18 protein-coding genes are annotated in these 12895 nt (G+C 61.3%); 9 read left to right on the top strand and 9 right to left on the bottom strand.

Annotated elements, in window-relative coordinates:
• Positions 1-188 precede the first annotated feature (188 nt).
• The 4 genes from AB4Z16_RS26690 to AB4Z16_RS26675 all read left to right on the top strand — a co-directional run bounded on the left by AB4Z16_RS26690 (position 189) and on the right by AB4Z16_RS26675 (position 2163).
• Complete coding sequence (locus AB4Z16_RS26690; RefSeq protein ID WP_441514348.1) at positions 189-650, top strand: low affinity iron permease family protein; 462 nt, start codon at positions 189-191, stop codon at positions 648-650.
• Between the two features lie 468 nt (positions 651-1118).
• Positions 1119-1622 (top strand): YciE/YciF ferroxidase family protein, encoded by a 504-nt coding sequence (locus tag AB4Z16_RS26685; RefSeq protein WP_441514347.1) that lies wholly within the window; start codon positions 1119-1121, stop codon positions 1620-1622.
• Positions 1623-1685: 63 nt separating this feature from the next.
• Positions 1686-1937: a hypothetical protein gene (locus AB4Z16_RS26680; RefSeq protein WP_441514346.1), complete on the top strand. Its 252-nt coding sequence runs from the start codon at positions 1686-1688 to the stop codon at positions 1935-1937.
• On the top strand, positions 1918-2163 hold the full coding sequence (locus AB4Z16_RS26675; protein ID WP_441514345.1) for a hypothetical protein: 246 nt from the start codon (positions 1918-1920) through the stop codon (positions 2161-2163). The genes AB4Z16_RS26680 and AB4Z16_RS26675 overlap by 20 nt, the downstream gene beginning before the upstream one ends.
• A 6-nt stretch (positions 2164-2169) precedes the next feature.
• On the opposite strand, the gene AB4Z16_RS26670 is transcribed toward AB4Z16_RS26675, so the two are convergent.
• The 4 genes from AB4Z16_RS26670 to AB4Z16_RS26655 are packed head-to-tail and all read right to left on the bottom strand — an operon-like array spanning position 2170 to position 4274.
• Entirely contained in the window at positions 2170-3027 is an 858-nt protein-coding gene (locus AB4Z16_RS26670; protein WP_441514344.1) for an SDR family oxidoreductase, read from the bottom strand.
• A 22-nt stretch (positions 3028-3049) separates the two neighbouring features.
• Positions 3050-3238: a DUF3008 family protein gene (locus tag AB4Z16_RS26665; RefSeq protein WP_112764281.1), complete on the bottom strand. Its 189-nt coding sequence runs from the start codon at positions 3236-3238 to the stop codon at positions 3050-3052.
• A gap of 11 nt (positions 3239-3249) precedes the next feature.
• Positions 3250-3627, bottom strand: coding sequence for a VOC family protein (locus AB4Z16_RS26660; protein ID WP_441514343.1), 378 nt, complete (start codon positions 3625-3627; stop codon positions 3250-3252).
• Positions 3627-4274 carry a GNAT family N-acetyltransferase gene (locus tag AB4Z16_RS26655; protein ID WP_441514342.1) on the bottom strand — a complete coding sequence of 216 codons (648 nt, stop codon included), beginning with the start codon at positions 4272-4274 and terminating at the stop codon, positions 3627-3629. The genes AB4Z16_RS26660 and AB4Z16_RS26655 overlap by 1 nt, the downstream gene beginning before the upstream one ends.
• A 4-nt stretch (positions 4275-4278) precedes the next feature.
• On the opposite strand from AB4Z16_RS26655, the gene AB4Z16_RS26650 reads away from it, so the two are divergent.
• Positions 4279-4845 carry a CinA family protein gene (locus AB4Z16_RS26650; protein WP_441514341.1) on the top strand — a complete coding sequence of 189 codons (567 nt, stop codon included), beginning with the start codon at positions 4279-4281 and terminating at the stop codon, positions 4843-4845.
• Between the two features lie 76 nt (positions 4846-4921).
• Here the strand turns inward: AB4Z16_RS26650 and AB4Z16_RS26645 are convergent, their stop codons facing one another.
• Together AB4Z16_RS26645 and AB4Z16_RS26640 are read right to left on the bottom strand one after the other, a co-directional pair.
• Complete coding sequence (locus AB4Z16_RS26645; protein WP_441514340.1) at positions 4922-5152, bottom strand: hypothetical protein; 231 nt, start codon at positions 5150-5152, stop codon at positions 4922-4924.
• A gap of 452 nt (positions 5153-5604) precedes the next feature.
• Entirely contained in the window at positions 5605-7170 is a 1566-nt protein-coding gene (locus AB4Z16_RS26640; RefSeq protein ID WP_441514339.1) for a PAS domain S-box protein, read from the bottom strand.
• 280 nt (positions 7171-7450) lie between these two features.
• On the opposite strand from AB4Z16_RS26640, the gene AB4Z16_RS26635 reads away from it, so the two are divergent.
• Positions 7451-7828: a response regulator gene (locus AB4Z16_RS26635; RefSeq protein WP_441514338.1), complete on the top strand. Its 378-nt coding sequence runs from the start codon at positions 7451-7453 to the stop codon at positions 7826-7828.
• A gap of 430 nt (positions 7829-8258) precedes the next feature.
• Here AB4Z16_RS26635 and AB4Z16_RS26630 read toward each other — a convergent pair whose 3' ends face one another.
• The 3 genes from AB4Z16_RS26630 to AB4Z16_RS26620 all read right to left on the bottom strand — a co-directional run bounded on the left by AB4Z16_RS26630 (position 8259) and on the right by AB4Z16_RS26620 (position 10930).
• Positions 8259-9188: a hypothetical protein gene (locus tag AB4Z16_RS26630; protein WP_441514337.1), complete on the bottom strand. Its 930-nt coding sequence runs from the start codon at positions 9186-9188 to the stop codon at positions 8259-8261.
• Between the two features lie 77 nt (positions 9189-9265).
• Positions 9266-10123: a L,D-transpeptidase gene (locus tag AB4Z16_RS26625; protein ID WP_441514336.1), complete on the bottom strand. Its 858-nt coding sequence runs from the start codon at positions 10121-10123 to the stop codon at positions 9266-9268.
• Positions 10124-10480: 357 nt separating this feature from the next.
• Positions 10481-10930 (bottom strand): hypothetical protein, encoded by a 450-nt coding sequence (locus tag AB4Z16_RS26620; RefSeq protein WP_441514335.1) that lies wholly within the window; start codon positions 10928-10930, stop codon positions 10481-10483.
• Between the two features lie 215 nt (positions 10931-11145).
• On the opposite strand from AB4Z16_RS26620, the gene AB4Z16_RS26615 reads away from it, so the two are divergent.
• From AB4Z16_RS26615 to AB4Z16_RS26605, 3 genes are all read left to right on the top strand, one after another.
• Positions 11146-11655, top strand: coding sequence for a methylated-DNA--[protein]-cysteine S-methyltransferase (locus tag AB4Z16_RS26615; RefSeq protein WP_441514334.1), 510 nt, complete (start codon positions 11146-11148; stop codon positions 11653-11655).
• A 1-nt stretch (position 11656) separates the two neighbouring features.
• Entirely contained in the window at positions 11657-12283 is a 627-nt protein-coding gene (locus tag AB4Z16_RS26610) for a hypothetical protein (protein WP_441514333.1), read from the top strand.
• A gap of 178 nt (positions 12284-12461) precedes the next feature.
• Positions 12462-12836: a hypothetical protein gene (locus tag AB4Z16_RS26605; RefSeq protein ID WP_441514332.1), complete on the top strand. Its 375-nt coding sequence runs from the start codon at positions 12462-12464 to the stop codon at positions 12834-12836.
• Positions 12837-12895: the final 59 nt, after the last annotated feature.

Raw genomic sequence — 12895 nt, 5'->3', positions numbered from 1 at the left:
GCGACGTGCCGGTCGAAGCCGAAAGCCGAAAGCCGCAAACGTTTCATGACGCCACCTCATCCACGCAACAGGAACGACGCTGAGCAGAGATTGTTCGCCGGTGTCCGTACAGGGCTGGATCCCTGATCGTCAGCCGGAACATCAGATGGCCAATTTGGTTTCTGTGATGCTCTTAAGGGAGGCTCAACATGTCCTGTCGCAACAATGGCTCTTCCTTCAGGAAGACTTCGATCTTCACGAGGTTCGCCCACAAGGCCGCAGCATGGACGGGCAGACCGGAGACGTTCTTCATTGCCTTGGCGCTGGTGGTTCTCTGGGCGCTATCGGGGCCCTTTTTCGGCTACAGCGACACCTGGCAGTTGGTCATCAACACCTCGACGACGATCGTGACCTTCCTGATGGTCTTCGTGATCCAGAACAGTCAGAACCGCGATACCGCCGCGATGCAGATCAAGCTGGACGAACTGATCGTGAAGCTGGAGGGCGCCCGCGAGGAAATGCTCGATCTGGAGGAACTCGATCAGGCTCGACTGGAAGAGATGCAAAAGGACTTTTGCCGCCGCGCCCGCCGGGCGCGCAAGCGGGTTGTTGCAGCCGATGAAACATCGTCGACTGGTTCCGACTCTTCCTCGGACCCGCGCATCCAGTAATTGGATACCATTCCGAGTGGCTCTGCGACTCGCTTCGGAAGCGCGGGCTGCCTGCCTTGCAACCATGCCGGCTAACTGCATAACCTGCCCTTACGACAGGGGCAGAACGGTGGTGAAGCATCGAAGCCTGACGTCGGGGTAAATCGACGAGATGATCGCGCAGATCATGGAAGTGCGAGACTTGGCCTCCTTCCTGGAACTCGGCAGCGTGTCCTATTTTCTCGATATGGCGCTGGGAGAGGCGAGAGTTCAGAGCCACCGGCTTGAGGAGAAGAGATCGGCCGATGACTTTGTGGGAAAGCCGGACGGAGGATCGCCCTCGCATTTAGGATAGGGCGCCGCTCATTATGGAGCTCGGAACGGCACGAACGCCCCGGGACCAGGCGATGGCTCATTTCGCGGGAACAACCATCGGATCGACTCGTTCGAGTTTCACGGACTGGGGGATTGCACCAGACGGAGAATCCAATGGGTTGGTTTTCAAAGGACATCGCCACGATGGACGACCTCTTCGTCCATACCTTACGGGACATCTATTACGCCGAGCACCAGATCAAGAAGGCGTTGCCCGACATGGCCGCGAAGGCGACGAGCGCGGATCTGAAGAGCGGCTTCGAAACGCACCTGCGGGAAACCGAGGGCCAGATCGTCCGCCTGAAGGAGGTTTTCCGCCTCCATGGGGTCGAGGAGAAGGGCGTTACCTGCCCGGCGATCGACGGCATTCTGGAAGAGTCCAATGACGTCGCCGGCGAAGTCGAGAACAAGCAGGTTCTCGATGCGGCCCTGATCGCCGCCGCACAGGCCGTCGAACACTACGAGATCACGCGTTACGGCACGTTGGTCGCTTGGGCGAAGCAGCTCGGTCGCAATGACTGCGCGTCGCTCCTAAAGCAGAACCTCGACGAGGAAGCCGCGACCGACGAGAAACTCACCAAGCTCGCGCTGGACGGTATCAATCGCAAGGCTGCTTGAGCGCGCGGCCCCGCCGGACATCCGGCGGGGTCTTTTTCTCTTCGGAGTGTACAGGAGTCCCTGATGCTTTCGTCCGAACCGTTTACTTCCGGCCGGGATCTCGCGCTGCGGATGAATGCAGCTTACCCGCACCGCGATTGGGTGGCGCTTCTGGCGGAGAGAGCCGGGAAGAGCCGGGACTTCGTGGAATGGCATCTTCAGGAAGATATGGCGCCGCCGGAGGCTTTGTCGCGAGCCGCTTCCGAACTCCTCGACGAGATTGCTGCAAGCAACCAATCCGAATTGGACTCCAACCATGACTTTCAAAAATCATGAGGAATATGAGGCTGCCGTACAGCGCGCCGCCGCGCTGAGCGACGCGCCCGCAGGTTCTCCGCAGGCAGCCGAGCTTCTACGGCTTACAGACAAGATCCGGCACTGGAATGAGGCGCGCAGGGGCGAAAAGAGCCATGGTCCTGAACCGTCCGACAGCTTGCTCAAGCCGGACGATCTTCCTTTCTCGGGCCTGCCCGGCAATCTCGGGAAGCTCAACAAAGATTGACCCGCTTCACAGGATCGGATGACCGCCAGTTACCGCGATGGTGGCGCCCGAGACGTAGCTCGAGAGTGGATCGGCGAGCATCACATAGGCCGTCGCGAGCTCCGCCGGTTGTCCCGGCCGCTTCATTGGGACCTGCTTGCCGAACTGCGTGACGCTCTCGCCCGTCATCGTCGAGGGGATCAGCGGTGTCCAGATCGGCCCGGGGGCTACGGCATTGGCCCGGATCCCTTTCTCCGCCAGCAACTGCGCCAGCCCGCCGGTGAAGTTCTGGATGGCTCCCTTGGTCGTGGCATAGGCGAGCAGGGTCGGATTGGGCTTGTCGGCGTTCACCGAGGCTGTGTTGATGATGCAGGAACCAGGCTTCATGTGCGGGACGGCAGCCTTGGTCAGGTAGAACATCGCGTGGATGTTCACCGCGAAGGTCAGTTGCCATTCTTCGTCCGAAATGTCGTCGATATTCTTGAAACTGGCCTGATGGGCAGCGTTGTTGACGAGGATGTCGACGCCGCCGAGTTCGGCCACGGCCCGGTCGACGATCTGGCGGCAATGGGCCGCTTCCTGGATGTCGCCGGATACCAGCACGGCTTTCCGTCCGGCCTTCTCAACCCAACCGCGGGTTTCCCCGGCATCCTCATCCTCGTTCAGATAGGAGATCAGGACGTCCGCGCCCTCCCGCGCGAAAGCGATGGCAACAGCCCGCCCGATGCCGCTATCGCCACCGGTGATGATGGCGCGCTTGCCCTCGAGACGACCCGAGCCGACATAGCTGTCCTCGCCATGGTCCGGTCGGGGCGTCATGGCATCGGTGCGCCCCGGCATCGATTGCTGCTGCTCAGGGAAGGGCGGTTCGAAGTGTGATGTCATCGTTTTTTCCTCGAAACGCGAGTCAGTGCTTGCTCTTGTGCTCGGGTTTTCCCTTGCGCTTGGTCGAAGCCATCTTCTCGAGTTCGCTCTCGCTCATCGACTTTTCCATCGACTTCGAAGCGCCCTTGAGCTTGCTTTCCTTGATGTCTCCGCGCTTTGCGGCGAGCGCGGCGCCCGCGGCCTTCTGTTGAGCGGCTGATTTTGCAGGCATGTCGTCCTCCTTCACTTGGATGAACGGGTGACGGCCTCGATCTTGTTGCCGTCGGGATCGAAGACGAAGGCGCCATAGTAGTGAGCGTCGCAATTTCGGCGCACACCCGGGGCGCCAGCGTCGGTGCCACCGTTGGCGAGCGCGGAATGGTAAAAGGCGTTCATGATCTCTCGGCTACCCGCAGCAAAAGCGATGTGGGTCCCGTTGCCACTGGAAGCCCTCTTGCCGTCAACGGGTGTCTCGATGCTGAAGAGAATGCTGCTCACGCCATAGTCGGCCGATTTATTGCTACTGCTGAGAAGCCGAATCCCGAGTACCGCAAGGACCGCGTCATAGAATGTGCGCGCGTTTCCGAGATCATTGGTGCCAACGGAGATATGGTCGATCATCACGTCCGCTCCGTCCGCTGGGCGAGAACGTCCTGGTATTCAGGATGCTGCCTTGCCCAGGCCGCGATGAACGAGCAGGCCGGGACGATACGTTCTCCGCGGCCGCGCGCGTGCTCGAACAGCGCTTCCGCGAGTTGCGAACCGAGACCCTGACCGCGCGAGGCTGATGGCACCTCGGTATGGGAGACAACCAGATAATCGTCGAGACGCCGATAGGTTGCGAAGGCCTCGCCGGCGGGAACCGCCATCACGAACCTGTTGTGTTCAGGGTCGTCTCGGATGCTTGGCGGTTTCGTCGGCATGGGGCGCTCCTGAATGATGCGGTGTGCGGGTTGAACCCCGGCTGCCGATCGGAGTTCCGTCTGGCAGCGATGCTTCTCGAAGCCCCGCGGGACTGGGAGCGGTGAATGAAACACTCGATCTGGACCCGATTCGGATTTGCCTGGGTGACCGGCGGCTTCTTCCTGATCAGCCTGGTCGGCCACTAGGTCTTCGGCTGGTTCGCCTCTGCCAACGACCAGGCGAGCCATGGTCAGGCCGCCAGCTTCGAGGGGCTCGATACCATCCTGCGCAAGGTCGATCGCGACGACGGCGACCGCCTCATCGAGGAGATCGACCGCGACTACGCAGGCCGCCACACGGATCACCGCTATGTCAGAGAACGCCAGTCATAAGGTATTCGACGGTTCGGCGCTTCCCGGGCTCCATGTCCTGGCGGAGCGCTTGATCGCGACGGCATGCAGCCTGCGGATCCGGCTTGTGACCGTCGAATCCTGCACGGCCGGCGCGATGGCGCATGCGCTGTCCCGTCCGTTCGGCGCAGCCCTGGCTCTTGCCGGAGGTTTTGTCACCTATACGAAGGCAGCCAAGGAGAAGCTGGTCGGCGTCCCTAGGCCGCTTCTCGCGGAATGCACCGCCGTGCATGCGGAGGTGGCGAAGGCAATGACTCTCGGCGCCCTCGAACGTAGTGGAGCGGACTGCGCGATTGCCATCACCGGCGTGACCGGCGCAGAACCCGATGAGGACGGAAACCCGATCGGGCGGGTTGTCGTCGGTTTCGCTCGGGCCGGTGAAACACGCACATTGCACTGCGAGTTCGGTCCGCTCGCTCCAGACGCGCTTGCTCACCTGGCAATCCAAGCGGCTATCGCCTTTGGCCTGTCGCAACTCGGCGACGAAGCCGCCCATACTGCTCTGAATAAAGCCCTTGCCTGTTAAACCGGCTACGTAACCCGAGCAGATACCCGTCAGAACTTATGCCATCTGGAGGTCGCCAATGTCCGGGTTCCGATGATCAAGCGGCGGTATTCTCGGCCGACTGTCGATAGCGCTCGACTGCGCGCCTCTTCAGATCATCTTCGTCTTCTGCAATGGCGACCAGAGAGGCCACGATATAGGCTAATCTGGTCCGCTCCTTCTCATCTCGCGCATCGGGAATGGTCGATCTGATTTCATCCCACGCGGCATCCAAAGCAGCCTGCGCTCGAGCGAGATCGACCGGATCATTCAACGATGAGAATGGCATGATTCCTTCCCCGTAGCTGGGTGATCGGATTTCTGAGAAATTAGCGCGCCGCGGCACTCTGCCAAGATGCCAAAGCTAAAAAATTGAGACGGACTTAGCCCGGCCGATCTTCGGAAGCGCCGCGGCATCGTGTTTCCTGAGCGCGCTCCACGGATCTCGCCTCGCACCGGGTGACACGCAACTCCTCAAGGGTGTGCTGCCACAATCCGCGGAGGAGGGCGCCCGGCAGGGTCGGCCGTCGCGCGGGCCAGGCCTGACCAGTTCCTCATGTGTGGGATCCTTCGGCGCGAGGACCTGGAGGCCCGCTGTGGGCGGCCAAAATACCGGATGTGATCGGTGCATCTCTCCAAAACTGTACCCAAGTCCGACAATTGGGTACAGTTTTGGTTGAACCGCCTCTCGATCGCCAAGGAGAGCGAAGGCTTAGGCGCCTTCACACCGACATCGTCGGCCTAGCTGTTCAGTCGATCCATCCGGAGATCGAGCGAAAGCGACAGACCTTCGGGATCCCATTTCCGCTCGATTGTCGCGCCGAGCCCACTCAGCGTCGCCTTTTCCAGCTTGCTGCCGAAGCCCGCCTGCGCGGGAGTTCCCGCAATCGTTGGGCCGCCGCGCTCCGTCCAGTGGAGTTTCACCGTCTCGCCTTCGTGCACGAGCTTGACGTTGAGCCGACCTTGCGGAGAGGAGAGAGCACCATACTTCGCCGCGTTTGTCGCAAGCTCGTGCAATACCAAGGCAAGAGCCGTCAAAGCAGACCCTCCAACGGAAACCTCTGGCCCAGAAATCTCCAGCGCCTCCCGATGCGCCGCCTCGTAAGGCGATAAAAGTGCACGGACGAGGCTGAGGAGGTCGGTGGAGGCGCGATCGGCTTCGGCGTCGGCCGAGATCGTGAGATCATGAGCGCGAGCCAAGGCAGTAAGCCGTTCGCGAAGTTTCTTGGTCAACTCGTCCACGGTAGTGGCCGATCGCGCGCTCAGCGAAATCAGCCCGCCGGTCAGGGCAAAGAGATTCTTGATCCGGTGGTTCATCTCGCGCATCAGGAGGGCTTGCTGCTCCTGCGCCTGGATACGCTCGCTGATATCGCGCGCGATTTTCGACGCGCCGACGATCACGCCATCCTCGCTGCGGATCGGTGAAACGGTCAGCGCCACATGAATGAGCGATCCGTCCTTGCGCCGCCGCAGGGTTTCGAAATGGTCGGTCCGGCGTCCTTCGCGAACCCCGCCGATAATCATATCCTCTTCGTGCAGTCGCTCATCAGGGATCAGCATCGTTATCGGCTGCCCGATCGCTTCCTCCGCGGTGTAGCCGAACAGGCGCTCGGCGCTGGCATTCCAACTCGTGATCGTGCCGTCGAGGGACTTGCTCACGATTGCATCGTCGGAATGGGCTACGATTGCCGCGAGCTTCGCGTTGGCTTCCTGCGCGACCCTCCGGGCCTCGGATTCCCGACGCGCCTCAGCAAGAAGCGCGGCGTTGTCGATGGCAATGGCAGCGTGAGCGGCGATCGCCTTGACGATCTCCTCCGCCTCTTCGTCGAATTGCCCAGGCTCATCGTGAGCAATGAAAATGCCGCCATGAACGCTGCCGGTTCGCGAGATGACCGGAACCGCGAGGTAGCTCACGACGGGCAAGTGGCCGGGAGGCATGCCAAAATGCGGAGCGCTCAATCCGTATCGGGGGTCCTTGCGAATATCGTCCGAGCGAACGACGCCGGTGCCATCAAACGTTGGCGCGAACACCGCTGTTTTACGCGGCATCTCGAAATCGGCGAAGGCCGATCTCGGTACCCCCGACAGCGTGTAGAGGCTGTAGATTTCGCCCTTTTCGTCGACTTGATTGTAGAAGAAGGCGCCGAACTTTCCTCCGGACCACTTGGTCGCTGCATCGGTGACGAGGCCGACCAGTTCCGCGAGGTCGAATTCCCCGGCGACAGCGCGGGCAATGCGACTGAACATCCGCATGCGCTCGATCTCGGTGGAACGCGCATCCGCGCCTCGCACTTGCTCCCTGTTCAAGCGTCTTCCCCCGCGCAATCAATCCGAGCGCACCTGAAGATGCCATGTCAAATCGAGCGGCAACACATCATTTGCCAAGTCGTCCTGTCAATGCACCGCTTACAATCTGGAGGAAGCCCCACTGGGTGGATCGCCCATTTCTTCCGATCGGGATAATGACGCCCACCCGTCAATTCTCCCCATTGGCGGAACTGATGCGATCCAGTCCCGTTTCGACGAATTGGGGCTCGGTTCTAGCGTTCGCCGTCGCAACGGCTGTGGTCCAATCGTCGAGGCCGGGATGATCCATCCGAGCCCCCACGTGAGACCGACTATCCTGATCGTCGAAGACGAGCCGCTTCTGCTGATGGATGCGATCGACATGGTGGAGGAGGCGGGGTTCGAGGCCGTGGCGGCATTCAATGCCGGCCGGGCAATAGAGATTCTAGCGTCGCGGTCCGACATCCACATCGTGCTCACCGATATCGAGATGCCGGGCTCTATGGATGGTGTGAAGCTCGCCCAATATGTTCGCGACCGTTGGCCTCCGATCGAGATCATCATAGTCTCTGGTCATCGCACCGTGGCCGCCGAGGACATGCCGGACCGCGGCCTGTTCTTTTCCAAGCCCTATAATCGCCACGCCCTCGCTTCGGCGATGAGAAGATTGGCGTCGTAGCAGCGACCGTCGGCCATCGATCGGACCCATCGAACCGTAGGCCACGATATGCTTTGAGCTGTGGCAGGTCTCGTTCCTCAACCTGGCGTGAAGTAAATTCCACTCGCACTGGAAGCGTCCCGCCAGTCGCGGGGAAGGTCCCGCCTGGTTCGGCGGTGATGCGCTTTCCGGGCCAAGGTTGGGCGTGGAGGTACATGATTCGTGATTCATCCAGCGGCGCTCGCATGCGAATCACCGTGGTTTCGAGCGCAGGGAAGGGTCCTCATCCTGCCGCAGCGATCGGCGCTGACCCTCTGAAAAGTGACCGCGCAAGAACCCGCGCGACGAAGCAGCATCGGCGTCGTCCGCTATGACGACGAGATTGCGCAGCACCATCCGGATCGCCTGCCGGGAATCTCTCCTGGCTTCCTCCAGAACCGCATCCACCTCCTCATCGAAACGGCACAAAGGTCCGGTTCAAGCGTAAAGTACTGCTATCTCGGCGCGTTTCTCGAGCGCGCTCTAACGAACTCGCCGATCGCCGGGCCGTGCGCAATTGCTCAAGCGTGGGTTGCCACCATCCTCGGAGGAGGGCGCTCACCGCGGTGGGATGTCGGGCAGGCCAGGTTTTCACAAGTTCGTCGTGCGTCGGGCGACGCCACAATGCCCAGACCAGATCGTCGGGTTGTCCGGAACTCCAAGGGTAATGCCGGGCGGCGGTCTCCGCGGGAACGACCTCGCCGGTAACCTCGAGGACGACGAGCGGTCCTTGATGGGACATGACCACTCTGTCGAGCGGCGGCTGCTCGCTCGCCGGGACAGGATAGCGCCGGCGGCGCCGCTCAGTCATCGCTGCTTTGGCGTCTTCGTACTCGGGCGAGAATTTCGCCGCTTCGCGCCGTTGCCTTCGAACTTCCGGCTCGCTGCGTTCGGCGGCGGCCTCGATCGCCGGCCATCTCCTGCGAAGTTCATCGATCGAGCGGAATGGTACGTGCCAAGCCTTGTCTTCTCCGTTCCACCACGCCCACGGAACCGCGCGCAATTCGTCGACGACGGTTGGTGAATAAGGGGTGCGCACGACGAGCTCATCGGCGACCTCCAGATAAGGGCTGACGATCGGCTCGAACGAAAAGGAATCGCGGCCGCGCTGGTCGGCGAGGCTGAAGGCGCTCGGCAGCTCACGATCGAGCCATCGCGCCGCGCGAAGCATCGCCGTCGTGCCCGGGATCCGCCAAGCAGCCAGGTCGTTGTTCCAGCGCGCTCTCGGAAAAGCGTCCCGAAAGCGTTCGACGGCAGCGGCGTCGAACGGGAAGGAAACGATGGCACCCGGCCCTTCTTCATCATCGCGAATTTCAATATCGTTGCGTTCGCGCCTGGCCATCGGCCTACGATCCCACAGTCGCGAGGGACGGCGCCTGTCCCGTCGCCGGTTGAAGCGAGTAGCCGCAGTGGTGCTGCCTACTGCGTGAAGCGGACCGTCGTGCCGGGCCTGACAAGCTGAGCCAGTTCCTCGGCATCCCAATTCGTGAGCCGCACGCAGCCATGCGATGACGCCTTGCTGATCTTCGAAGGCTCCGGCGTACCATGAATGCCGAAGGTCGGCTTGGACAGCTCGATCCAGACGGTGCCGACCGGGTTGTTGGGACCCCGGGGGAGCACCAGTTTGCGCTTATTCTTCCCCTGCTGGAAATTCTTGACCGGATCGTAGTGATAGGTCGGGTTCTTCACGACCCTCACCACCTGATACTCGCCCTCGGGCGATGGGGTATCCTCGCTGCCGATCGTCGCCGGATACATCGCGATCACCTTTCCCATCGCATCGAGCGCTCGAACCATGCCGTTGGCCTTGTCGGCCTCGACGGTTCGCGCCTCGTCGGAAGGAGCGGTTCGACCGACCGAGACGACGTGCAGCGTTTCTTCACGCTTCCGATCCTGCGTTCGCGGGTTGAGGACCCTGAGAAGGCCCTCGCTCATATGAAAGCGTTCGGCGAACATCTCCTGCGCGTTCCTGTAGCCGAGCCGCTTCATCCGGGCCTGGCGAGCGTAATCGTGAGGGATGCGCCGGACGAACCGGGTTTTGATATCGTCCTTCGTCACGACGTAGTCCGAGACGATGTCCGAGCTGACGTCCCCTTCGAGCGCCTGCCATGTCGGTGCGTCGATGATCTCGCCGGTTCCGAGATTTTCGCGGCGACGGAACTGGTCGATGGCCTTCCGATAGTTGTCGCCGTCCAGTCCGTCGATCTCCCCGGGAGAGACCCCCTGACGGGCTAGCAAGACCTGAGCCTTGACGATCGATGCGTTGGGGCGCTTCACATTGCTTTTCATGCCAGCCGGACGGCCTGCTAGGTTCACCTCGTCGGCGGTGAGGGCTTGTGCGGTTACGGGCGCCAGCAACAGACATCCACACATCAAGGCTGCCTGGACCTTCGTCAGCAGTTCGAAAACGATTCGCGACACGGACATCACCATTGCTCGGTCCATGCAGCGGCAACGCTATAATTCATCCCGTAGTTCCGAGATGGCGTTGCAGAGCAGGGGGCTTCGGAGCGTAGCTTGAGGCCGGGGTGGGCTGGCTTGCTCAATCGGGTGCGAATCTTTGCGATCGCGGCTGCCCAGGCTGTCGGCTCCGAGATGTCCGCCAGCGAGGGGAGCAACTGATCCACGAAATCATCAGGGACGGCGTTGATGGTTGACGCGGATTTCCTTGAGGAAGCTGATCCAGAAGGAGATCGCTTCATCGGAGGGGCTGAATTTGAAGGCCTTTTGGACCACGACAACATAGTTGCCGCGTATCGAGGCCTTGAACCAAGCGTTCTCCGCCTTTCCGGTGCCCTTGTTGAGGGGGCAGGCATGAGACCAAATCAGCACAGGTCGAAGCCGCTCACGGCCGCGCTCGATGATCGTGGTCGAGCCGCAGGGACACATATCCGCCCACAACTCCTGCATCGCCCTATGAAACCCCGATAGCGTCCAACCCTTATCGTTGCGCAAGACCTGAACGGTCAGCATCTCGGTCCATTGGGCCAAGGCCTCGCCTTCGGGGATCAATTCGATGATCGAGCCGGCATTGCCGCTGCTCTCGTAGACGATCTTGTAGCCCGGCGGAATCTTGGACAGCATATCCGCAAGCTAGGGACGTGTTACGAGCGGGCACTCCGGTTTTTGCCTTCAAACTCGATATTGAAGGATCCCTGTCGGGATGTTGCGCTCGGCCTTCCGAGGACAGGTTCGCAGAGTTGCGGAACTCTGATTTCCGATTTGAAAGCAAGGATCGGAGCGCCCCTGGCCCCTGTAGCCGTCTATCTCCTCGTGTTGGAAATACGAAGGCAAACGACATGCGTGAAATCATCCGCTTTGCATGGGGGAACGGCTCTCTCGGCGACTTCATCCTCGCCTTATCCGACAAGGGTATCGTGGCGCTGGAATTCGCTGCATCGCGCAGCCAAATGGAAGACGTCCTGCGGGACAGGTTCCCGGACGTCGATTTGCAGGCCGATCAGGACGTGTTGGCCGATGCCATCGAGACGGTCGCTGGCATCATCAGCGATCCCGCGCGCGATTGCGGTCTCCCACTCGATATGCGGGGCACGCCCTTCGAAGTGACGGTCTGGACGATGCTGCGGGAGATTCCCGCGGGCCAGACGACCAGCTACGGTGTGCTGGCAGCCAAGCTCGGCACGCGGGATCCGCGAGATCTGACGCAGGCGATCGCCAACAACGCGATCGCAGTCCTCGTCCCGTGCCATCGCGTCGTCAAGAAGGATGGCTCGATCTCCGGCTACCGCTGGGGCGTCAGGCGCAAGCGCGCGCTTCTGGCGCGTGAGCAGCGACCAGGGAAAGAGTGACATGTCCGGCGTAGAGCGCGCTGCCAAGCTCTATGATGTGAGTTCGGCTTCAGGTTGTCGCGACATTGCTCCCGGGAACGAACATGATCTTCCCGACGCGCTCGCGCTGGTGGAGCTTGCGTTGCGATGCCCGGAGGCTGCCAAGGATCGCTTCCCCGCTTTCCGTCTCACCAGGCTCGTCGGAAGCAGGCTGGATTTGGACGAACGCGACATCGAACGCTTTTCAGACCTGATTCGTGTCGAGGCCGTTCTTGATCGCGATGACGCGCCGAGACCGTTCAACCGACATCTGCGATCCGTGATTGCGAGCTACCGTCTCGGGGCGCTCTTTTTCGAATACGGTGCCGGGCTTCATCACCATGCCGTTCGGCCCGCCGGATATGACTTCGATCTCGACGAGGTGAATCCTTCGGGGATGGAGCGCTGGCGTTCCGACTATCGCAGCATGTCTGACGAGCGGCAGATGCTGGCGGCGTCGATCATCTGGCTCTATCGGGCCGGAAAGGACAATGTCTGGCTGAGGCGCGTTCCTTGCACCTGGCATGCTGCCGATGCCATCGACTGTATGAAATCGAACGATGCCTTGGCGGACTGGGCGCGCCTCTTCGCGCTCTATCCCGGCTGGTAGGCCGCCGACCATTTGCTCTCATCGGGAGGCGGTAATCCATCTTCCGAGGGAACGGCTTTCCGATTTGAAAGTAAGAATCGGAGTGTCGGTCACCTCCGCATTGGATAGCCGTGGAAACCTGACGAGCCTCACTATGCGGGTTCGTCGGCTACCATGTGTTCGAGGAGGGCAACGCCTGATGCGCGTCCAATCCTGCGACGTATCTCCCCAGGGAGACCGGATCACGATCGCTCTTCCCGAGCAGGCCGGCGAACTCCGGACGATCGCGTTGTCATTCGACGAAGCGAGCGCGTTGGCGATGACCTTGCCACGTTTGTTGTCGACAGCCTTGCGCCGGCGTTTCTCGGACGACAGGCTGCGCCATGTTTATGCGTTGAGCGGATTCAAGGTCGAGTGCGCGTCCGACTTGCGCCACCTGCTGGTGACCATGGCGGCTGATGATGGCTTTGATGTCGCCTTCGCCGTCAAGCTCGAGGCGGTTCCGCCGCTTGCGCCCGAGCTCCTCGGTCACCGCGAACTGCTGGAGAGGTCGGAGCCTCTTCTGCCCAACTGACGCCCGCGATCCGAATGAAGCGGTGCGGCGCGGCGTCGGAAATCCGCGTAGCTTGCCTG

This window comes from Allobosea sp. TAF32 (assembly GCF_052113585.1).
Taxonomy (GTDB): Bacteria; Pseudomonadota; Alphaproteobacteria; order Rhizobiales; family Beijerinckiaceae; genus Allobosea.
The sequence above is the reverse complement of the archived record's forward strand: the minus strand, read 5'-3'. Positions and strand labels throughout refer to the sequence as shown.